The organism is Rhodococcus sp. UFZ-B548 (assembly GCF_903819475.1).
GTDB classification, from domain to species: Bacteria; Actinomycetota; Actinomycetes; order Mycobacteriales; family Mycobacteriaceae; genus Rhodococcus_F; species Rhodococcus_F erythropolis.
This window is the reverse complement of sequence record NZ_CAIJDS010000017.1, coordinates 92847-113559: the sequence shown is the minus strand read 5'-3', so window position 1 is coordinate 113559 and position 20713 is coordinate 92847. Positions and strand designations below refer to the sequence as shown.

Here is a 20713-nt window from a genome sequence, read left to right as displayed (position 1 = left end):
AGGGTGGTCGGTTCGAAAGACGGTAACCTCGCGGAGTGGCCGCGAATGCTGATGATGCCGAACCGACCTCCCCAGCTCCGCTGGCCGAAGATCTTCGTTCGGCGGATTGGCGGGACGTTCCCAGTCGCAACGACGCGATGGTGTCTGCGCTGTCGGGAACCGTCGGCGGTCCGGTAGGTCGTCACGCACTGATCGGACGCACTCGCTTCTTCACCCCGATGCGAGTGATCCTTCTGCTCGCCGTGGTGTTCTTGGCTTTCGGCTGGTTCGCGAAGGCCGGCTGTATTCAGCAGGCGCCGGTCGGCGAGAGCGGGCAGGTCGGCCTCGACTGGAGTGGCAGCCGTCAGTACGTGGCGATGTGTTACTCCGACACCGTTCCGCTGTACGGGGCCGAACGCCTCGATCAGGGAGCATTCCCGTACAAGACGTCGTGGGAAGAAGTACGCGGCGACGGTTCGATCCAGATGCGGTACATGGAGTATCCGGTGATCTCGGGGCTCTATCAGTACGGCGCAATGAAAGTCGCGAAAGCGTGGGATTCGATCACTTGGCTGCCGGGCGCGATTCAGGTGGCGCTCTATTTCAACGTCGTCGCGTTCGGTTTGGCGTTGGCGTGGCTGGTCACCGTGTGGGCGAGCACCCTGCTGGCCGGACGACGGGTGTGGGACGGCGCGCTGATCGCCTGTTCGCCCCTGGTGATCGTGCACGTGTTCACGAACTTCGATCCTCTGGCGACGGCGTTCGCGGCCGGCGGGTTGTTGGCGTGGGCACGCAAGCGGCCCGTGCTCGCGGGAATTCTGCTCGGCCTGGGCGGCGCCGCGAAGCTCTACCCGCTGCTCCTACTCGGACCGCTTTTTGTCCTGTGTCTGCGCGCGGGCAAGACGAGGGACTGGCTGGTGACCGCACTCAGCGCCGTCGCGGCATGGCTTGCGGTGAACCTGCCCATCGCCGCCCTGTACCCGCATGGTTGGTACGAGTTCTTCCGGCTCAACTCCGAGCGCGGGGCCGATCCCGATTCCATCTACAACGTGATCGCGTCGTTCACGTCGTGGAAGGGCCTCGACGGTCCTCTCGCACAGGGTGAGTCGCCGTCGAATCTCAACGCCGTTTCTCTGCTGCTGTTCGTGGCAGTCTGCATTGGTGTCGGTTACGTCGCCCTGACGGCGCAGCGTCGTCCGCGCGTTGCGCAGTTGTGTTTCCTGTTGGTGGCGGGCTTCTTGCTCACCAACAAGGTGTGGAGCCCGCAGTATTCTCTGTGGCTGGTACCGCTGGCCGTGTTGGCCTTGCCGCACCGCAGGCTCCTGCTCGCGTGGATGACCATCGACGCCCTGGTCTGGGTTCCGCGAATGATGTATTACCTCGGGGTGTCCAACAAGGGGCTGCCCGAGCAGTGGTTCACCGGAACCGTCGTGGTCCGGGACATCGCGGTACTCGTTCTGTGCGCGCTGGTGCTCCGTCAGATCTACCGGCCGTCGGAGGATCTCGTGCGGTACGGGTTCATCGACGATCCGGCGGGCGGTGTTCTCGATCAGGCTCCGGACAAACAACCTGCCTGGCTACCAGGTTGGTTGAAGCCGTCCAAGGCGAAGGAACCGGAACCCGTCGCGGTCTGAGGTCACCACTCGTCGAGGGTGGTGTACCCGTCCTGGACCGCGCGGGCAAACAACGCTGCCTTCGTGGGAGCCGGCCGCCCGACGTCGCTGTACTTCGTGCGTACCCGAGTGATGTGTGTGTTGACGGTGCAGACGCGTAGGCCGAGTGTCTCGGCGACCTCGGACTTGGAATCCGAACGAAGCCAGGCGAGAAGTACTTCGATCTCGCGGACGCTCAGCTTCGGCTTGTGCTTGCCGTGCTTGGGGTTGCCGACTCGGGACACGTTTGCCTCGATCTTCGGAGAAATGCCGATTGAAGACATGCGAGTAGCGCCTTTCGACGGAGGGAATGGACGTCGACTGCCGTATTTGCAGAAGGGCTGCTGAGATGGGGCGCGACTGAGAACGAGTATTTCGATCAAGGCGTCTCAGTGGAACGGACGCAACTCTCTCGATACAGAGTCCATACAACGGACAAATCTCCTACCTGCTCCGATAGAGTGCCTCGCTATGAACTCGAAGGCGGAAGCCGGTAGGCACAATCGGGTCGATCCCGCCCAGATCGAGTCGCGTGGTCAGTTTGCTGAGGCGCTCACGGCTTTGCGGAAGGCGGCCGGACTGACGGTCCGCGAAGCCGTCGAGCGTTCGGGTGGTTTGCACGGAACCGTCAGCGGATGGTTCGCCGGCCAACACCTGCCGACGCCGGCGAGTACCCCAATGTTTTTTGCGCTCCTCGAGGCCTGCGGTGTCGACTCCGAGGATGAGCGGCAGCGCTGGATCGGTGCGGTGCAACGAGTGAGGCAGCTGACAGCCAGACGACGCGGTGACGCCACCGTTCCGTATCGAGGTCTCGAATCTTTCCGACAAGAGGACGCCGAGTGGTTCTTCGGTCGAGACGAACTCACTGCCAACTTGGCCCAACGGGTGGCGTCGGCGATACGAGGTGTCGGCCGCCGTCAGTTCATGGTGATCGGTGCTTCCGGATCGGGTAAGTCGTCGTTGCTGCGGGCCGGGCTCGCCCCCAAGGTTGCCGAGGGCGATTCACGGTTCGACGGCTGGCGGGTCGAAATTCTGCAGCCGGGTACGGGAGGAATTCCGTCGTCGATTTCCGACGAACCAACCGTCTTGATCCTCGACCAGTTCGAGGAACTGTGGACGCAGTGCGACGGTGATCGGCGCGAGGAAATACTGCGGACTCTCGCGGAACTCGGTGAGAACACCATCGCCGTCATCGGAATGCGCGCCGACTTCTACGGTCTCGCGGCGGAGGAACCGCTTTTGGTGCCGCTGCTCGACGATTCGCCGATGGTGGTCGGGCCACTGACCGACGAACAATTGCGCGAGGTGATCGTCGAGCCGGCGATCAAGGCCGGGATGACCGTGCAGAGCGAATTGGTTCAGGTTCTGGTATCCGAGCTGACACCACGCGGCTCGCGTACGGCGAGCGACCCCGGAGCTTTGCCCTTGCTGTCACACGCACTGTTGGGGACCTGGCAACGGTCGACGCGTAAAACTCTGACCGTCTCGGATTACTACGCCACCGACGGGATTGCCGGAGCCGTCCAGCAAAGCGCGGAGGAAGTGTACGGCGAGCTCACAGAGCGGCAGCAGCAGTTGGCGCGCAGGATCTTCCTGCGATTGGTCAACGTCGACGAAGTGACGCAGACGCGTCGGCGTGCACCGCGCACCGAACTCTTCCTCGGTGACGACGTCGACGACGTGAACACCGTCATCGACCGGTTCGCCTTACGGCGCCTTCTCACCGTCGACGAAGAGACGGTCGAGGTTTCGCACGAGGTCTTACTGTCAGCGTGGAGTCGGCTTCGCGATTGGATCGACTCGGACCGCGCCGGCCTGGCGGTGCATCGCCGGTTCACCTACGCGGCGCAGGTGTGGGAAGACAGTGGACGCGACCCCGGTGCGCTGCTCGGACCCGCACGTCTTCATCTGACGGAAGAATGGCTGAACTCGGGTGAACTCGGTCTCCCACTGGAACCGAGTCGGACCCGCGCCGCCGACCTCAACGCCACCGAGCGGGAGTACCTCGCTGCGAGCATCGAGCATCGTGATCAGCAGGAATTTGCCGATCGCCGACGTACACGCGTTCTGCGACGGCTCGTGACTGCGTTGGCAGCTGCGTCGGTGATCGCTCTGGTGTTGGCGGTGGTTGCGACCGTCGCCGGTATCGGAGCCAATCGTCAACGTGTCCAAGCAGATACCGCGCGAGACGAGGCGATGTCGCGTCAGGTGGCCACCGAGTCGATCAGGATGCGCGAGCGGGATCCGTCGCTGGCGTCGCAGCTTGCTCTGGCGGCATTTGCGGTCAACGAAACAACCGAAGCCCGCTCGGCATTGCTGGATGCGTCGGGCGTTCATTCGGCTACTCGCATCATCGGACCGCCCGGCGCGATGAAGGCCCGGATAAACCCAGCCGGAACTGTTGTGGCGGTGGGTGGTTCGGATGGGAAGGTCAGACTTTATCCGATGGTGGACGGTGTGGCCTCAGCTGTTCCGCAGGCGGAGTTCCTCGGAGTCTCGGAGGGTACGGCCCTCTTTGCCGTCGCCTACAGCCCGGACGGACGGCTGCTTGCGACCGGTGGCGCCGGCGGCGCTGCGCTGTGGGACGTGTCGGATCCCGAAAATCCGGTCCGTGGAACACTTCCCGTCGACGGTGAACGCGTAGTGCAGGACATGGAGTTCAGTCCAGACGGAACCAAGCTGGTCGCCGGTACCTCGACGCCCGACGTCCTGCGATGGAACATCGACACCTCCACGAATGCCGTTGCTTTGCCTGCTCTTCCGCATCCAGCTGACGGCATTGTCACCGCGACGTTCAGTCCTGACGGACGTTTCCTCGTGGCAGGCGGGCGTCAATCGACACTTCGTGTGTGGGACGTCGCGAAGTGGGGTGAGGAATCGGCGCCGATCTTCGCGACCGAGCCGAACGGCACCACCGTCCACTACCTCGGTGTCGCGTTCAGTCCGGACGGACGCGAGCTTGCGGCGGGAACCACTGGCAGGGAGGTGGTTCGGTGGGACATGAGCGATCCGGCGCGCCCCATTCCCCTGCCGGCACTGACGGGATTTTCCAGCTACGTCAACGAACTCAACTACGGCAAAGACGGAACACGTCTTGCCGCAGGAAGTTCCGACAACTCCGTGCGCGTGTGGGACCCACGAACCGGGGCGTTGATCGAAACACTTCCGGACAGTGGGGCGGTGACCACCGTCGACTACAGCGACGACGGCCGCAACCTGGTCACCGGAGGACTCAACGGTGTGACTCGCGTGTGGGCTCTACCGGGTCCGGTCTGGGCGGGACCTCGGGACACGATTTTCACCAGTCCCTTTGCCGCGGACGGCTCGCGTCTGGTGGCCGGCGTCGGGGCCAGGGGTGGCGCGATGTTGGCGTGGAACACCGAGGATCTCGATCGCCCCGCGGTGATGCCGGAGTTGAAACCGCAAGGGGACGACTCTTTCAGCGGTGCGTCGGCGGTGTCGGCAGACGGGAACCTGGCTGTGAGCGGCACCGGCGGCGGCGGTGCCTATCTTTGGGACCTGAGTGATCCGGCGTCGCCACGGATCTACAGCGAACCCGCGGTGTACGTGAAGGGCATCGTGGCGGTCGTCGCGTTGAATCCCGCCGGAGATCTGCTGGCGGTGTCCTCGCAGGACGACAACAGCATTGCGTTGGTCGACGTTTCCGATCCATCGGAACCGAAGCTGCTGTCGTCGACCGATGTCGGCTCTTACCCGCAGATGATGGCATTTCAACCGGGCGCCGACATCCTGGCGATCGCGAACGCCAAGAACGAAGTGGATCTGTGGGATGTGTCGAACGCAGCGTCGCCCCGGGTGGCGGCGACGGTGGGTGGATTCGAAAGTTACGCATTAGCAGTGTCTTTCAGCGCCGACGGGACGTTGTTGGCCGCCGGAAGTGCGGATCACAGGGTCGCCGTGTGGGACGTACGCACACCGTCGGCACCCGAGGAGCTCGCTCGTCTTCTCGGTCCCGAGGGCGCAATCTATTCGATCTCGTTCAACCGCGCCGGTGATCGGCTCGCTGCCGGTGTCGGCGACGGAACCGTCTGGCTCTGGGATATCGAGACCCCCTCGCGGTCAACACGAATTGCGACGCTGTCCGCCTACCCGGGTCGCGTCAACGACGCTCAGTTCGCCGGCGAGAGTGACATGATCGCGGGTAGCGGGTCGGACAAGACCGTTCGCTTGTGGGGAATCGATCCCGACAGCGTCGTTGATCGATTGTGCCGCACCGCAGGATCTCCCATCACGGAAGCCGAATGGGAGCGTTACCTGCCCGGTGTTCCCTATCAGGATCCGTGCGCCGGCTGACTTGGGTCAGTTCATCCAGAACTCGAGCGCCGGTTCCCGACCCAGCTCGCCTCCGCTGCCGGTGATCACCAGTCCGGCGGAGGTGAGCTTGTATGTCACGTCCTTGTTGGTGACGGTGAATCCGTTGCCGGTGGGCGTCGGATCGTCGAGTTCGATGGTGGCGCCGTCGCTCAGCCGTTGACCCTTGTAGTAGTAGCGGCCGACTCCCGTTTCGCAGATGACTATTCGTGATCCGGTCGTGACGGCGATGGCGACGGCAGGATTGGTGGAGTTGCAACTGGGGCCGCCGGAGATGAAACCCTGACGGTCGGTGCCAGAGACGGTCGGCGCCGGACCGATCGAGGTTGTGACGCGTGGTGGCGTCGTCGTTCTCGGCGCTGTGGTGGGTGCACTCGGCGCCCGAGTCGTGGTCGTGGAGTACGAGTACGGCGTCGTGTAGGTGAAACTCCGCGAACTCGCTTCATCGGCGGCGTTGCCGAAAGCGGCGGCAAGCAGCCCGAAGAACGCGATCCACACGATCACGGCCAGGATGCCGAGTGCGGTGAAGATGTAGCCGATGATCAGTCCGGCAAGGGCGAGTCCGTCGCCTTCTTCGCCGGTCCGTTTGATCTGGCCGCGAGCGATGTGCCCGAAGACGATCCCCAACGGCGCGATGAGGAACGCGAAGACGAGGGCGAGCACCGCGAGCGTGTTCGTCGGCCGCCTGCCGTACGGATCGGGCTGCCCGTACGGAGCCGGTTGCCAATTCTGATTGCCCTGGTACCCGTACCCACCCTGATCGCTCATGAGGTGAATCTTGGCATGGACTTGGCCGAAGAGTGCAGGTGATCGCTAGTTTCGGGTACGTGTCTCGAGCTGAGGTGCGATGGTCGGCCAATCGTCGTCGGTCATCGCGAACAGCGCTGTTGTACGCCAACTGCCATCGGCGCGGCGCCGGTGCTTGCGCAGCAGGCCCTCGAACTGAGCGCCGAGCTTTGCGATCGCTGCCCTGGACTGTTCGTTGAACTCGTCCGTGTGCCACTCGACGCGTACGGCCTCGAGCTGGTCGAAGGCGTGACGAAGCAGGAGCAGCTTCGATTCGGGATTGATCCCGGTTCCCTGAACGGAGCGCGACAACCACGTGTATCCGATTGCAAGACTGCGGTTTACCGGGTCGATCTGGTACATGGACGTAGTGCCGACCACGGCGTTCGTCGTGATGTTCACCTGCGCAAAGGCGATCCGATTCGGGTCGTCGAGGGCTGCAGAGATGTACCTCTGTGCCTGTTCCCGATCGGTGATGGGCGCTGCGGTCCAACGAAAGATCGCCGCGTCGTCGGCCGCCGCGAGCAGAGCGTCGGTGTGCGCGAAGCCCAGGGGTTCGAGTCGGACACGATCACCGGTCAGCGTCGGTGATTCGAACCATGATGCAGTCATTAGGCGTGCTCCCGTGAGTGAGTCGGAAGGTTGTTGTCGGAGTTCGCAATCTGATCGGTCCCACCGGCCAGCGGATACCGCAACGGGACTCGCAGGAACAGGACGAAGAACACGGCGAGCAGGAGGACGTGGCCCCACACACTCGCCTGGACGACGGCTTCGTACTTGCTCGGATCGAGATTCATGTCCAGTTGGTAGAAGTACCGGAAGATGCCGATACCCAACGCCGCGTCGGCGATCAGATAGGCGACGATCCAGAACCACCGGATCTTGAACAGTACGAGGAACGGCAGGATCCACAGTGTGTACTGCGGTGAATTGACCTTGTGCAGCAACACGAATCCGCACAGCATCGCGGCACTGACTGCAATCCACGGAAAGTAGCCGTCACGGACGTATCGGCGCCAACCCAGATACATCGCGAGCGCGAACGAGACCAGGATCATGACCGGAGACAGGATGCTCACCAGTGCGTCGTAGTCGGCGTTGAGTTCGCGAACTCCGAAACCGTAGAACGGGCGCAAACCCCAGAACCACACCGAGTTGGTGGTGATGTCGGCGCTTCGCTTCTCCTGGAAGCTGAACGACGCGCGCCAGCCTTCGTACGAGATGAGGGCGAACGGCAGGTTGACGAGGACGACGGTGACGATCGCCGCGCCCGCCGTCATCAGCGCCCCACGAACGTCGTAGCGCTTGCCTTCGGTGCCGCGTAGGAGCACATACGCCATGAGCGGCAGCACGAACATTCCCGGGTACAGCTTCAAACAGAAACCGATCGCCAGGATGACGGCCGCCAGAACCGCGCGCGTTCGCAGCGGGATCCGCTCGAACGTCATCAGGAAGATCGCGCCGACGCTGGTGGCTACTACCGGGAGCTCCCAGTTGTGGAATGCGTACAGAACCAGAGGCGGAGTCGCCGACCACACGAGCGCGTACGCGCCGCTCATCTTGCCGAGCATCCACGCCGTGAGCAGTCCGAAAGGAGCCAGGATCAGGGCCGAGTGCAGAAGGAAATCGGTGTCGGTGTGTGAGCCGATACCGCCCAGCCACATCAGAATTCCGCTGAGCACCGGGTATTCGACGGTTCCGCCGGTCAGGAATCCTTCGGGCGTTATGCCGCCGGTGACGAAGGGGAACAGATGCTGATCGATGCCTCGTCCGAGCCAGAGCAGCTGAATGTCGGAGTAGCAGACGTCGATGTTCTTGTTGACGTCGAAGTTCAGGCTTCGGCCGTCGGGCGCGAACGGTGCACCGCCGCATCTGGCCTTGTTGAAATAGCCCAGCGCCATCGTCAGCCCGCACAATCCGACGACCAACGCCAGGATCGACGCCGGGGTCTTGCGGTCTGTTCGCATGATTCTCACCCTAGGGGGCGCAGTGGCTCGCGGGGTGATGCGTCTGCACCACGCGTCGCGCATCGATCTGGTGGTCTTCCCGGAGGGCCGGGACGATTTCCCTGGTCAAGGCCCCTCGTGTAACCTACGAGGGTTGCTGACGCAACGACCCTCCTGCCACGGATAGTCCGTGGCCGTTTTCACTTAGTCCACAGGAGGTGATGAGGTCTTATGCGTCATTACGAATTGATGGTCATCCTTGACCCCAGCCTGGACGAGCGCACTGTCGCTCCTTCACTGGATACGTTCCTCAATGTTGTGCGCCAGCACGGCGGCACGATCGACAAGGTCGATGTCTGGGGTAAGCGTCGTCTCGCCTACGAGATCCTGAAGCATGCTGAAGGTATCTACGCGGTGATCGACATCAACGCCACTCCCGCCACCGTCGCTGAGCTCGATCGTCAGCTCGGTCTGAACGAGTCGGTTCTGCGCACGAAGGTTCTGCGCCACAACAAGTAATTACTGTCGGTAGCGAGCTCTACTCTCGCGCCCAACGGTCTTACATCAATGCAGGAGGAACCACATGGCTGGCGACACCATCATCACCGTCATCGGAAACCTGACGGCTGATCCTGAACTTCGTTTCACCCCGGCGGGTGCCGCGGTTGCAAACTTCACGGTTGCTTCCACGCCCCGCACCTTCGACCGTAATTCCAATGAATGGAAAGACGGCGATGCGCTGTTCATGCGTTGCAACATCTGGCGCGAAGCAGCCGAGAACGTCGCGGAGAGCTTGACCCGTGGTTCACGAGTAATCGTGAGCGGCCGGCTCAAGCAGCGTTCGTACGAAACTCGCGAGGGCGAAAAGCGAACTGTCGTCGAGCTCGAAGTCGATGAAATCGGTCCTTCACTGAAGTACGCCACGGCAAAGGTCAACAAGGCCAACCGTGGTGGCGGCGGTGGAGGCGGCAACTTCGGCGGTTCCTCCGGCGGATCGGGTGGCGGACGTCCGAGCGCTGCACCTTCGGGTGGAGACGATCCTTGGGGCAGTGCGCCTCAGGCTTCGGGCTCCTTCGGTGGTGCGGGCAGCGACGAACCGCCCTTCTGATCCGTACCTGATCAGGAACATCCAGAAAAGAGCAAAGACATGCCGAAGCCGCCCTTGCGCGACAAGGTTATGAAGAAGAAGGTCTGCACCTTCTGCAAAGAGAAGAACACGCAGATCAACTACAAGGACACGACGTTGCTTCGTAAGTACGTCAGCGATCGCGGAAAGATCCGTGCTCGCCGTGTCACCGGCAATTGCGTCCAGCACCAGCGCGACGTTGCCATTGCCGTCAAGAACTCACGTGAGGTAGCACTGCTGCCTTACGCCACCGTGGCTCGCTAAGGAAAGGGAGGAAAGAACATGAAGCTCATCCTCACCGCTGACGTGGACAACCTCGGTGCGCCTGGCGACACCGTGGAGGTCAAGGACGGCTACGGCCGTAACTACCTGCTCCCCCGCGGACTGGCAATCGTCGCCACCCGTGGCGCCGAGAAGCAGGTCGAGGGCATCCGTCGTGCACAGGAAGCGCGCGCTGTGCGCGGCCTGGATCACGCCAAGGAGCTCAAGGCAGCTATCGAGGGCCTCGAGTCCGTAACGCTGACGGTCAAGACCGCCGGTGGCTCGGGCAAGCTCTTCGGTTCGGTTACCGTCGCTGACGTCGCTGCTGCGATCAAGGCTGCCGGTGGACCGATTGTCGACAAGCGCTCCATCGTGTTGCCGAAGGCTCACATCAAGAACACGGGCAAGCACGCCGTGGTCGTGAACCTGCACCCCGATGTGGTTGCCAAGTTCAACCTGAACGTCGTCGGCGCATAGTCGACTGTTCGTCTCGTCGGGCCCCGCACACTTCGGTGTGTGGGGCCCGACGTTTTGTTTCGGGGTGCGGTGTGCCGCCTGACAGCGTCCCGAATCGGACCTGGGGATAACTCTCACACTGTGATGTTCGACTTGGTGATCAGTGACGAATCGGGCGAGGCAACACGCCCGACACGCCGACGCGCCGACTGTGGAAAAACTATTTTCATCAACAGGCCTGTGAAATTGTGGATAGCCATCTACCTGGTCTTTTGTGGTTGCTAGGCAAAGTAGTCCCCAAATGCTCCACAGGCGGTGCACACCGTGGGGCGGGAGTTTCCACAAAGCATCCACAGGTTTATCCACAGTCCGGTTTGTATGCGGACCTACTAGTCCCTAACGTCATCTCGGCGTCTATCTACAGCCCGGCCGAATGCGGCTAGGGGATGTCGGTGGGGGCAGGTACAAATGATGAGGGCGCTGCGGTTTCTGGCAGTGTCGTCGAGTGTTTTACGGGAAGGTCTCGCTTGTGGCTGTTGTAGATGATCGAGGACCTTCCGACTTCTCAGGGCCGGACTACCCGGGCCCTCCCGAGGCCGAGCCCGACCAGGAGTTCGGACGCCAGCCACCTCAGGACATGACTGCCGAGCAGTCGGTGCTCGGCGGCATGCTGCTGAGTAAGGACGCCATCGCTGACGTCCTCGAGGTACTGCGTCCGGGTGACTTCTACCGGCCCGCCCACCAGTCCGTCTACGACGTGATCCTGGACCTCTACAGCCGTGGCGAGCCCGCCGACCCGGTGACGGTCTCCGCCGAGCTCGACCGTCGAGGTGAGCTCCGCCGTATCGGTGGTGCTGCCTATCTGGTGACGCTGACCCAGACAGTGCCCACTGCCGCCAACGCTGCCTTCTATGCCGAGATCGTCGCCGAGAAGTCCGTGCTGCGTCGTCTCGTCGACGCCGGTACTCGCATCGTCCAGTACGGCTACGCCGGCACCGAGGGCCAGGACGTGGCCGAGGTTGTCGACCGCGCGCAGGCCGAGATCTTCGAGGTCACCGAGCGTCGAACCACCGAGGACTTCGTACCCCTCACCGAGCTCCTCCAGCCCACGATGGACGAGATCGACTCCATCGCCAGCCGAGGCGGAATTTCCCTCGGTGTGCCCACCGGATTCAAGGATCTCGACGAGATCACCAACGGCCTTCACGCTGGTCAGATGATTATCGTCGCGGCTAGACCTGGTGTGGGCAAATCGACCCTTGGAATGGATTTTTTGCGTTCCTGCTCCATCACGCACGGCATGGCCAGCGTCATGTTCTCGTTGGAAATGAGCAAAACCGAGATCGTCATGCGTCTGCTGTCCGCAGAGGCAAAGATCAAGCTCGGCGACATGCGCTCCGGAAAGATGACCGACGACGACTGGACCAAGCTCGCGCGTCGCATGAGTGAGATCAGTGAGGCGCCGCTATTCATCGACGACTCCCCCAACCTCACCATGATGGAAATTCGCGCAAAAGCGCGGCGGCTCAAGCAGAAACACGACATTCGCCTGATCGTCATCGACTACCTCCAGCTGATGAGCTCGGGTAAAAAGGTCGAGTCCCGTCAGCAGGAAGTCTCCGAATTCTCCCGTAGCCTAAAGCTTTTGGCGAAGGAGCTCGAAGTTCCGGTTGTCGCGATCTGTCAGCTCAACCGTGGTCCCGAGCAGCGAACCGACAAGCGTCCGCAGGTCGCCGACCTTCGTGAGTCCGGATCGCTCGAGCAGGACGCCGACATGGTGATTCTGCTGTACCGCCCCGACGCGACCGAGCGAGACGATCCCCGTGGCGGTGAAGCCGACCTGATTCTGGGTAAGCACCGTAACGGCCCGACCGCGACAATCACTGTGGCGCACCAGCTTCATCTCTCGAAGTTCGTCGATATGGCGCGGGGATAGCTGCTGCCGCCATCGCCTGAAGGTGGGACGGATTTCAGATCTTGTGAGATCCTGCTACAAGCACCAATTCGATTCCACTAGTGCAAAATTCGGTTTGTCTACAGGTGGGGTAGTGCTGCAGTGAGGAAGACGATGCCGAAGGCGATTCCGGCAATGCCGGTGAGGATCCCGACCACGCCGGCGGTGTTGTCCCCCGGATCGTGTCCGGGGGTGTCGGGTCGGCGCGCTGCCAGTGCGGTTCCGATGGCGGCGGCACCGAGGAGGATGCCGAGGCCGAACATCCAGAATGTCAGTATCGAGAGTGCACCGAGCATCAACGCCATGTCGCTGTATTCATCGCTGTTGATCGGGCGGTGGTGATCCCACCAATCGGGCGAGGTGTGCGGGCGGGATTCGGTGTTGCCTGTGTTGTCGGATTGTTCGTGCGGGGGGATGGTTGATGCAGTCATGACGGCTAAAGGGTTCTCGTGCTGATTCTTTCGTGTAGTGGATGGGCCGATCGGCCATACGGGTGCAGAGGGGATCGAACGGCGGTGGGGATCGAACGGGCGGTGGGGTGAGTCCCGAGCACGCATCGCGTGTCTTCGGAACGCACCCCACCGTGGGAACGCTCGTCCGGGCCAGCAGGATCAGGCTTCGACCTGCACCTGCTTTGTCGCTTCGATGGTTTCGGTACGTGAGGGCGGTCCGGAGGAGACCTCGATCCGCCGCGGTTTCGCCTTCTCCGCGATCGGCAACGTCACCGTCAACACGCCGTTGTCGTACGAGGCGACGATCTGTTCGGCGTCGATGTCGTCGCTGATCGACAGCTGTCGTCTGTAGGTTCCAGCGAAACGCTCACTCGCCAGCCAGCTCACACCCTCTTCGGAGAGGGCCGTGCGATGCGCGGTCAACGTCAGAGTCGAGCCGTCGATGTGAACGTCCACCGAGCCGGGATCGACGCCGGGAAGATCGGCGTGCAGGACGTACTGGTCCTCGACCTTGTAGAGGTCCATTGGCATGAACCGTGGACTGCGTCCGTTGCCGGTTCCCGCGGCGAGGACGGACTTGGTGATCGCATCGATGTCGGTGAAAGGATCGAAACGAAGCACAGCAACACACCTCCCATGTCGTGAAACGAAAGGTCCCCGCCACTGTGGCGGTCGACCGAACTCACTGTGCGAGAACATGATAACCACACGAATTAGCACTCTGCAACTGAGAGTGCCAGATTTTTTCGAGGAGTGTCTCGGCCGCGAACAAGGCAGCATCGGAGCAGGAACAACGGCGGTTGCCAACCCCATGGGGTGGGGGCGGAACGGGAATTGCCGGTGTCGAGATGCTGTCAGCTGCCGGTCGAGTTCGTGCGGGATTACGACTGCCGCTGCGCCCAGCAAGATCGATGTTCGCGTACAACGGCGATTGCTTCAAACCCGTATTCTTGCAATGTGTTTCGATTCAGAAACTGCCGCGTCTCGTAGATTTCGAGTAGACAGGCGCGTTCTTCCATGGTGAGTTTGCGCTGACAGCCCTAAACTGCAGAAACGGCGGCGGGGGCTGACTTTGATGCGTGGTCAGCCCCCGCCCCGTATGCCCGGAACCTGTCGTGATGAACGAGTATCGCCGATTTCGGGAGTGCTTTGTAGTTGTGTTCGGGGCGGTCTGGCCTTGCTCGGTTCTTCGGGACACGAAGCAATGCAGAGGCTGTTTTCTCTCGCCCTCCTCAGGCGGATACGAAGGTCAGTTAATTCCGACGACTTCCTGGGCGATCGCCGCAAGTCTTGCCTGTGCAGCGGATACGATGCCGTGTCGGTTCTTGTGCGCTTCCTCGTACGCAACGATGTCTCGTACCTGTGCGGCGTCGGCCAGTTCCTTCACCGCGGAGACGGCCTGGGTGACGTTGAGTTCGTCGAAGTCTTCGATGGGAAGTTCAGCGGGGTCGAGTAACCCACTCGACTTGCGTACCGAACGGAAGACATCCGCGGCACCGTCAGCACCTTCTCGGCGAGTGACTTTCTCAGCCGTGGCGATGGCCGCATCCCTACTGGCCGACAGTGTTTTCACAGTCACGTCACCGGCATATGCGCCCCAGCTGATCAGCTCACCCAATACCGGCGGCGATGTGCGAACAGCGTCGATGGCACGGTCGAGACTGCGGGTGGACCAGGAGACCGGAACGTTGACCAGTCGAATGGCTGCTCCGGTGGCCGCTTGGAAGGGAGTGCGACGCAAAGCTGCCGGCCCCCCGAGAGCCTCCTCGGCAAGGACGGTGGTCAGCCAGTCCACAGTCGCGGAGTGTGCAGTGATGAGGCGGTCGGCCAACGCCGCGACGGTCTGATCGCCGCCGGCAGTGGCCAGGGCCTTGAGGTAGCGGGAGCGGTCGAGGAGTTGATGTTCGAGCGCAAGGTCTCCCAGTACAGCTTCGTCGAAGGGCTGGGCCTGTTCGACCATCGCTTTCACTCCTGCTGTCGCTCGTCCGAGGAACGGACCGACCGATTCCGGAACGCCACCCAGATCGCGAATCGTGGACTCGATGGAACTGGCCCTTTCTCGACCGTTCTCTGCGTTTTCCGTGAGTTCGCGTCGAACCGCTTCGGTTCTGGCCTGAGCGACGCGTGTTTCGGCGACCTGGATCTCGGCATGTGTCAGACCGAGGATGATGCGCAGCTGGTTGATCAAGGCGGACGTGGTTTCGGAGTTGCTCATATCGGGGTCGTCCCTTCGTCGGTGCGTGCTTTACATGATGTTCAGCTTGTGCTCGACGAGTGCTCCGCGGACCGCGGAGCCACCGCCGATACGCGGGCTACCCCGACCTACCGCCTAGTAACCACCGCAACTTCGCTGCGGATGTCGAACCGCATCGACGAGTAATTGGGCCAAGGGTGGCGAGGGCCGATTTCATGGTGGGGCGGCCTGATCCGTCCGCGAGGCTCTCGCAGTCCCTGTACCACCGCGCGTGTAGGTCGTTGGATACCGCGGACCAACATTCCGGATTCGCCGTGCGGCGGACGGGGTACCTCCAATGCGTCGTGACCCCGAAACTGATATGTCGACGAAACAGGCTGCCGAGCAACCCGTTCGAGTGTCGGCAGGTTGCCTGAAGCGACGACCGGTCGGTGTCGATGCAGAGAGTGGGATACCAGTGAACGTGGAAAGTTCCGGGCACGTTGATGCCGGCCAAGAGGGTACGACTGGATCCGAAACAAGTCCCGACACCGCTGACGGGGCGATAGAACTCGCGGACGAGATGGACAAAAGATACGAGCCTGGATCGAGAGAGACGGTCACGGTGCCCGGGACCGGCGGCACAGTCGCCGGGACAGCTTTCGCCGACCACGTCACGGAGATGTCGGACGAGAAGGTCGAAAACCTCGACGAACAGTTCTCGGAATTCCAGGCTCGTGCTGACGACAAGCATCATGAGGACTGACGGTCCAACCGCCTTACCACCGGCGCGCGGCCCGACGGTTCTCACTCAAACTGCGGTTCGAGAGTGCACCGGGTTTCGCGTAGCGGCTGGCGCCATGCCCAGAGTTTTCGAGAGGAATGGGCGGCAGATCAGTTCTGGTCAGCTCGTGGTGGCTTCGCTTACGATGACGTCAATGAGGCTGTGCCGCGGCCCACTAGTGGCGCTCCATTGCATGCCGATAACTCATCTTCTGTCATTTTGACGCTTAAATGCTTGCACTGCAACGTAATTCGATCTGCTATGGCATTGTGATCGCTGAATGCTGCGCCGCGATCAGAGTGAGGATGGGTGGCAGGCGGGTCTAGAGATCGGCGAGTAGATTATACAAACTGAGGAGCGGTTTCTGACCTGCCGCCGTGTCCGTCGGCTTTCCTTTTCACCCATGCGGACCGGCAGGCGAGTGTCGAATGCACAGGAATTCAGGCTGGATCTCTTAGCTTAGTTTGTCCCATCGTCAGTGACGAAACTCGTCCCCATCGGGGCTGTATCCAAAGGTGCGTGTCTCATCTTTTGGTGATTTGACCGAGGTCGCGGCGTTCTTGATCTCTTGACTGTCGTCAACGCCACACGAGAACGGGAGGTACGCCTTGTTAATCGCGCTCGTCCCATTGTTCTGGGTTGAATCCGTCTTGACCATTGCATTTGCGCAGGTGAAGATCTCAAGATCTGACGATGGTGGCAGCCCCTTCTTCCTCGTTTGTTATCGGAATGCATGTGTGGCAACGCGACTCCGTGGGCGCATGTCCCAGTACTGGCCTCGTGCGAATTAGGGTCGCTGAGCACCGGCGGTCAGGGAAGTGTCTGTGGTCGAAAATCGAAGACGGATCGGCTTGCAAGCGGTGCGATCAACTCGGTCAGTTTTCACGACTCTCCAATGAGGTCGCCTGCGAGGGAAGCTACGCCTCGCAGATAGGCGGCGAGGATAGATTCAGGGGATGTGTTCTCTTGGATGATCGTTCGGTGAAAGACCAGCGCATCCGTGAGGGTGATCAACTCGTCGACTCGTTCGTCGGAACTCGGCAGACCTGCTCTGTCGAAAAGTATCGCTGTCACTTCTCGGCTTATGGCGTGAACCTCGGACTGTGTTGTCAGCTTTCTTCGAAGCAGTGGTTCGTCACCGAGTTCGAGAACAAGGGCGTAGCGCGCCTTCATGTCGTCGCGGCGGTCCGAAAGTGTCTCGACAAGTGCGGTGATCACGCCTGCCAGATCAGAAATGCTCAGTTGGTGCTCACCTTGTGCCGTTGCATTGAGAAAGGCTGCAGCTTGTTTGGCGTCAGCTATCGCGCGTTCGGCAAGGGTGTTGACGATGAGTTCGATGAGCGCGAGTCGAGTTCTTGCATGGTGCGAGGTCGCGCCCTGGGGGATTCCGGCTTCTATATCGACCACTCGGTGAGTGAGCGCGCGAACTCCGTCACGGGCAATGACGCGAATGGCGCTGTTGGCGATCAGCTCTCGACGGTCATGGCTGCCAGCCGCTTGTGTAGACACGATTCGATGCTACAGGTGTAGCGTAGCAAACACGCTGCTGCTACAGGTGTAGCGAGAATGTCGTGCGTGATATTCGAATACGCGCTGGGTCTATTGCGCGACATGGGGAGATAGGTCGGACAAGGAGGCACCACATGATGATCGATTTCGTTCCAGACAAGACTGTGTACCCGTTCGAGTCGCGCTGGTTCGACTCGTCTGCCGGTCGAGTTCACTACATCGACGAGGGGACGGGTCCGCCGATTGTGTTCTGCCACGGCTCCCCTACATGGAGTTTCCTCTATCGGAAAGTCGTGGCGGGGCTGCGCGACCGGTACCGGTGCATTGCGGTGGACTACCTGGGTTTCGGGTTGTCCGAGCGGCCGCACAATTTCGGATACAGAATTTCACAGCACACGACGATTTTAGGTGAACTGATCGACCATCTTCAGTTGGACGGCTTTGTCTTGATGGGGCAGGACTGGGGTGGACCTATCGGGCTGGGCACGGCAACCGAGCGGGCAGATCGAGTCAGAGGGATCGTGCTGGGCAACACAGTGTTCTGGCCGATCGAGCCACTGGCCAATCAAGCATTCAGCGTGATCATGAGTAGTCGACCCATGCAACGCCGCATACTCGAGCAGAATCTCCTTGTGGAGCGTTTCTTGCTCGGGGAACTTGGCCGCACGTTAACCGAGGAGGAGGCTGACCATTATCGCAATGTGCAACCTACAGCGGAATCGCGGCGTGGGCTCGCGGTCATGCCCAAGGAAATCCGTGCCGCACGAGCACAGTTGGCCCAACTCGCCCAGGACGTGCCCGCGCTACTGGGGGACAAACCGGCTCTTGCAGTGTGGGGGATGCGGGATATGGTGTTCCGTCCGAAAGCGTGTATCCCGCGGATACGCGAGACGTTCACCGACCTTGACGTCGTCGAACTACCTCATGCACGGCATTTCATCCAGGAGCACGCGCCCGATGAAATCATCGCGGCCATCGCGAATCGATTTCCGTGATTGTCAGGTCCACCCCGGTTTGACATCGCGACGCCTGGGGAGGCCGTCCCATTCGACGAGCGGAGCGGATTGCCACCACCAATCGGGATCGGAGTGAACGCCGTCGATGGAGAATCGGCCGGTGATGGCCAGCAGTAACTCGGGCGGCCTGGCCAAAGTCAGATCGATCCAGGGAAAAACCCGCGAGACTGTTCTCGCACAAACATTTTCGGGAAGAATCAGCCCGACACCCAGGGCACGTGCTGCGTCGGTGCCGTGAACCAGTATTTCGGTGACAGCCATGCCAGCCCACCCTGGCGCGTCAGCTGATCCGCTGGGGTGGAACACACGCTCCTCCGCGAGGTCGCGGAGCAGAGCGGCGAGTACATGTGCGGACGAAAGGACGTTGTCGAGATGCTCGGATGCAGGGGCATCACGACCGTCGCGCAGGACCGGTAGTTTGGCGTCGGCCCGTCTCGCTACCTGGCCGCTGTAGAAGAGCAGCGCGTCGCTGATGTGCTCGATCGTGTGCGTCGCAGTCCATTGAGTCGGTTCTGCCGTGTTCGACCACCGCGGTGAGTGGTCCGGTATCGCGGTGAGCGCGTGCAGCGCTTTTGCGGCCGACACCACGTCGTCGGGTGTCGGTTCGGCCGATGCGGTCATGGTGTCCGGATCTGTGGTCGTGTCGGGTTAGGGGCAGCGTAGCGCGTCGACGAGCATTTCGTCATCCGGGCCCGACTGGTGCGATTCGCATGGGTTCCACGGCTCTGCCTCCCTGAAGTAGCCGAGAACCGTTGTCCGCCTTCATCTGATACCCAACTCGGGCCTTCGATGACGACGAATAGCTGCCACAGTCGTGTGGATGCCTACCTATCAAGGTATTTGGCCATGCACCACGCGACATGAGTTCTGAGCTCTCCATCGTCCGTCGACCGTGGGTCCGGGAATGGAGGTACTACGTTATGTGCATGCGCAAGGTGTCACCGAGGAGCAGATCACGGTGATGCTGTTCGACGCTCCCTGCCGCTAATTCGAGAACCGACTGGATACCGCATGGTCCTCGAGGACGGTGGCGCGATTGTCAGTCTCGCGGCTCCTTCCGATGCGTTCCTCGTCCCGACGTCAATGATCGTCGGGATGCACCCGAAACGATCGAGCGCGATGACAAGCTGCGAGGCGATCCGGAAGAGCTCACCGTCACCGCACGACGCATCGAGGACGAAGTATCGGCGGCATGCGGGTCGGCCAACGCAACGGCAGCGATCATGCGCGAAGAACTGGCCGACGGTAGCGCTCAGCGGGTTCGGACAGCGTCAGGCGCTGACAGGATCCAGGAGGCCGGCAAGCCGTCCGGCAATCAGTGCTTCGGACTCTGCGACAATACGTTCCACCAATTCACCCACTGTGGGGATGTCGTGAATCAATCCTTGCACAGTCCCCGCCGTCCAGATGCCAGCCTCCGGGTCGCCGCTGTCGAACACCGCTCTGCCCCGCGCACCGGCAACAAGATGTCGAACGTCTTCGAAATTGCCGCCACTGGAGAGAATTTCGATAACTTCTAGGCTGATGCTGTTGCGTGCTACGCGAGCGGTATTGCGCAGTGACCTGAAAATCAGCTCGGTGTCCACCTCGGAGGCAGCAACTATCGCCTCTTTGATGTTGCGATGAATCGGAGACTCCTCGGTACACATGAACCGAGTGCCCATGTTGATGCCGTCGGCGCCAAGCGCCAGGGCGGCCACTAATCCCCGCGCATCGGCAAATCCGCCGGACGCGATCATGGGAATGCTGATCCGCTCTGCTGCTGCAGCGATGAGAACGAGACCAGGTACGTCGTCTTCCCCTGGATGCCCGGCGCATTCGAACCCGTCGATGCTGATGCCGTCGACACCGAGGGCTTGGGCTTTGACCGCGTGGCGGACGCTGGTGCACTTGTGGAGAACCTTGATGCCTGCGCCGTGAAAGTGTGGCAGATGGGTTGCTGGAGACGAGCCGGCCGTCTCGACGACTTTCACTCCGCAATCGATGATTACGTTCCGATACTCGTCGTAGGGCGGGGGCGTGATCGTGGGGAGAATTGTGAGATTGACTCCGAACGGTTGATCGGTGAGCTCGCGCGTTCGGGATATTTCTCGGGCAAGATCGTCAGGTGTCGGCTGTGTCAGAGCAGTGAGCATGCCGAGCGCGCCGGCGTTTGCAACTGCCGCTACGAGTTCTGCTCTCCCCACCCACTGCATGCCGCCTTGGACGATGGGGTGACTAACTCCGAACGTCTCGGTAAATGCGGTTGTCAGCACTGGACATCTCCTCGATGATGCATGGATATCGG

19 protein-coding genes are annotated in these 20713 nt (G+C 61.5%); 9 read left to right on the top strand and 10 right to left on the bottom strand.

What is annotated here, in order from left to right; genetic code table 11:
* The first annotated feature begins 35 nt into the window (after nt 1-35).
* Entirely contained in the window at nt 36-1613 is a 1578-nt protein-coding gene (locus tag H7C86_RS16790; protein ID WP_182261890.1) for a glycosyltransferase family 87 protein, read from the top strand.
* Between the two features lie 2 nt (nt 1614-1615).
* Here H7C86_RS16790 and H7C86_RS16785 read toward each other — a convergent pair whose 3' ends face one another.
* On the bottom strand, nt 1616-1915 hold the full coding sequence (locus tag H7C86_RS16785; protein WP_019746055.1) for a LuxR C-terminal-related transcriptional regulator: 300 nt from the start codon (nt 1913-1915) through the stop codon (nt 1616-1618).
* A 187-nt stretch (nt 1916-2102) separates the two neighbouring features.
* Between H7C86_RS16785 and H7C86_RS16780 the strand changes: the two genes are divergently transcribed.
* Entirely contained in the window at nt 2103-5945 is a 3843-nt protein-coding gene (locus H7C86_RS16780; RefSeq protein WP_182261889.1) for a helix-turn-helix domain-containing protein, read from the top strand.
* Nucleotides 5946-5951: 6 nt separating this feature from the next.
* Here the strand turns inward: H7C86_RS16780 and H7C86_RS16775 are convergent, their stop codons facing one another.
* Genes H7C86_RS16775 through H7C86_RS16765 form a run of 3 tightly spaced genes read right to left on the bottom strand, consistent with a single transcriptional unit; the run spans nt 5952 to nt 8716 of the window.
* Nucleotides 5952-6731, bottom strand: a complete 780-nt coding sequence (locus tag H7C86_RS16775; protein ID WP_182261888.1) for a DUF4190 domain-containing protein — start codon at nt 6729-6731, stop codon at nt 5952-5954.
* Between the two features lie 45 nt (nt 6732-6776).
* Complete coding sequence (locus H7C86_RS16770) at nt 6777-7361, bottom strand: GNAT family N-acetyltransferase (RefSeq protein WP_182261887.1); 585 nt, start codon at nt 7359-7361, stop codon at nt 6777-6779.
* Nucleotides 7361-8716, bottom strand: a complete 1356-nt coding sequence (locus H7C86_RS16765; RefSeq protein ID WP_182261886.1) for a glycosyltransferase family 87 protein — start codon at nt 8714-8716, stop codon at nt 7361-7363. Before H7C86_RS16765 ends, H7C86_RS16770 begins: the two co-directional genes overlap by 1 nt.
* Before the next feature lie 210 nt (nt 8717-8926).
* Here H7C86_RS16765 and rpsF point away from each other — a divergent pair, with 210 nt between their 5' ends.
* The 5 genes from rpsF to dnaB all read left to right on the top strand — a co-directional run bounded on the left by rpsF (nt 8927) and on the right by dnaB (nt 12474).
* Nucleotides 8927-9214, top strand: coding sequence for a 30S ribosomal protein S6 (rpsF, locus tag H7C86_RS16760; protein WP_003941237.1), 288 nt, complete (start codon nt 8927-8929; stop codon nt 9212-9214).
* A 64-nt stretch (nt 9215-9278) separates the two neighbouring features.
* Entirely contained in the window at nt 9279-9803 is a 525-nt protein-coding gene (locus H7C86_RS16755) for a single-stranded DNA-binding protein (protein WP_003941248.1), read from the top strand.
* A 39-nt stretch (nt 9804-9842) separates the two neighbouring features.
* The gene (gene rpsR, locus H7C86_RS16750) at nt 9843-10085 is read left to right on the top strand and encodes a 30S ribosomal protein S18 (protein ID WP_003941245.1); all 243 of its coding nucleotides are present in this window, start codon (nt 9843-9845) and stop codon (nt 10083-10085) included.
* 18 nt (nt 10086-10103) lie between these two features.
* Nucleotides 10104-10559, top strand: coding sequence for a 50S ribosomal protein L9 (gene rplI, locus H7C86_RS16745; RefSeq protein ID WP_003941243.1), 456 nt, complete (start codon nt 10104-10106; stop codon nt 10557-10559).
* A gap of 508 nt (nt 10560-11067) precedes the next feature.
* A complete protein-coding gene (gene dnaB / locus H7C86_RS16740) occupies nt 11068-12474 on the top strand; it encodes a replicative DNA helicase (protein ID WP_019746049.1) in 1407 nt (468 codons plus the stop codon).
* Between the two features lie 98 nt (nt 12475-12572).
* On the opposite strand, the gene H7C86_RS16735 is transcribed toward dnaB, so the two are convergent.
* The 3 genes from H7C86_RS16735 to H7C86_RS16725 all read right to left on the bottom strand — a co-directional run bounded on the left by H7C86_RS16735 (nt 12573) and on the right by H7C86_RS16725 (nt 15159).
* Nucleotides 12573-12923, bottom strand: a complete 351-nt coding sequence (locus H7C86_RS16735; protein ID WP_133727378.1) for a hypothetical protein — start codon at nt 12921-12923, stop codon at nt 12573-12575.
* 180 nt (nt 12924-13103) lie between these two features.
* A complete protein-coding gene (locus H7C86_RS16730; protein WP_029256700.1) occupies nt 13104-13565 on the bottom strand; it encodes an Hsp20/alpha crystallin family protein in 462 nt (153 codons plus the stop codon).
* 628 nt (nt 13566-14193) lie between these two features.
* Nucleotides 14194-15159: a ferritin-like domain-containing protein gene (locus tag H7C86_RS16725; RefSeq protein WP_133727377.1), complete on the bottom strand. Its 966-nt coding sequence runs from the start codon at nt 15157-15159 to the stop codon at nt 14194-14196.
* A 436-nt stretch (nt 15160-15595) separates the two neighbouring features.
* On the opposite strand from H7C86_RS16725, the gene H7C86_RS16720 reads away from it, so the two are divergent.
* Complete coding sequence (locus H7C86_RS16720) at nt 15596-15883, top strand: hypothetical protein (RefSeq protein WP_182261885.1); 288 nt, start codon at nt 15596-15598, stop codon at nt 15881-15883.
* Nucleotides 15884-16783: 900 nt separating this feature from the next.
* On the opposite strand, the gene H7C86_RS16715 is transcribed toward H7C86_RS16720, so the two are convergent.
* On the bottom strand, nt 16784-17410 hold the full coding sequence (locus H7C86_RS16715; protein WP_182261884.1) for a TetR/AcrR family transcriptional regulator: 627 nt from the start codon (nt 17408-17410) through the stop codon (nt 16784-16786).
* A gap of 134 nt (nt 17411-17544) precedes the next feature.
* Here H7C86_RS16715 and H7C86_RS16710 point away from each other — a divergent pair, with 134 nt between their 5' ends.
* On the top strand, nt 17545-18405 hold the full coding sequence (locus H7C86_RS16710) for a haloalkane dehalogenase (protein WP_182261883.1): 861 nt from the start codon (nt 17545-17547) through the stop codon (nt 18403-18405).
* Between the two features lie 3 nt (nt 18406-18408).
* Here H7C86_RS16710 and H7C86_RS16705 read toward each other — a convergent pair whose 3' ends face one another.
* A complete protein-coding gene (locus H7C86_RS16705; RefSeq protein WP_182261882.1) occupies nt 18409-19047 on the bottom strand; it encodes a hypothetical protein in 639 nt (212 codons plus the stop codon).
* A gap of 650 nt (nt 19048-19697) precedes the next feature.
* Nucleotides 19698-20681: a nitronate monooxygenase family protein gene (locus H7C86_RS16700; RefSeq protein WP_182261881.1), complete on the bottom strand. Its 984-nt coding sequence runs from the start codon at nt 20679-20681 to the stop codon at nt 19698-19700.
* Between the last annotated feature and the right edge of the window lie 32 nt (nt 20682-20713).

Bases quoted from the DNA above. Each gene is read 5' to 3' on its own strand.
- H7C86_RS16785 (WP_019746055.1), bottom strand. From the start codon at position 1,915: ATGTCTTCAATCGGCATTTCTCCGAAGATCGAGGCAAACGTGTCCCGA.
- H7C86_RS16780 (WP_182261889.1), top strand. From the start codon at position 2,103: ATGAACTCGAAGGCGGAAGCCGGTAGGCACAATCGGGTCGATCCCGCC.
- H7C86_RS16775 (WP_182261888.1), bottom strand. From the start codon at position 6,731: ATGAGCGATCAGGGTGGGTACGGGTACCAGGGCAATCAGAATTGGCAA.
- H7C86_RS16770 (WP_182261887.1), bottom strand. From the start codon at position 7,361: ATGACTGCATCATGGTTCGAATCACCGACGCTGACCGGTGATCGTGTC.
- H7C86_RS16765 (WP_182261886.1), bottom strand. From the start codon at position 8,716: ATGCGAACAGACCGCAAGACCCCGGCGTCGATCCTGGCGTTGGTCGTC.
- rpsF (WP_003941237.1), top strand. From the start codon at position 8,927: ATGCGTCATTACGAATTGATGGTCATCCTTGACCCCAGCCTGGACGAG.
- H7C86_RS16755 (WP_003941248.1), top strand. From the start codon at position 9,279: ATGGCTGGCGACACCATCATCACCGTCATCGGAAACCTGACGGCTGAT.
- rpsR (WP_003941245.1), top strand. From the start codon at position 9,843: ATGCCGAAGCCGCCCTTGCGCGACAAGGTTATGAAGAAGAAGGTCTGC.
- rplI (WP_003941243.1), top strand. From the start codon at position 10,104: ATGAAGCTCATCCTCACCGCTGACGTGGACAACCTCGGTGCGCCTGGC.
- H7C86_RS16735 (WP_133727378.1), bottom strand. From the start codon at position 12,923: ATGACTGCATCAACCATCCCCCCGCACGAACAATCCGACAACACAGGC.
- H7C86_RS16725 (WP_133727377.1), bottom strand. From the start codon at position 15,159: ATGAGCAACTCCGAAACCACGTCCGCCTTGATCAACCAGCTGCGCATC.
- H7C86_RS16710 (WP_182261883.1), top strand. From the start codon at position 17,545: ATGATGATCGATTTCGTTCCAGACAAGACTGTGTACCCGTTCGAGTCG.
- H7C86_RS16705 (WP_182261882.1), bottom strand. From the start codon at position 19,047: ATGACCGCATCGGCCGAACCGACACCCGACGACGTGGTGTCGGCCGCA.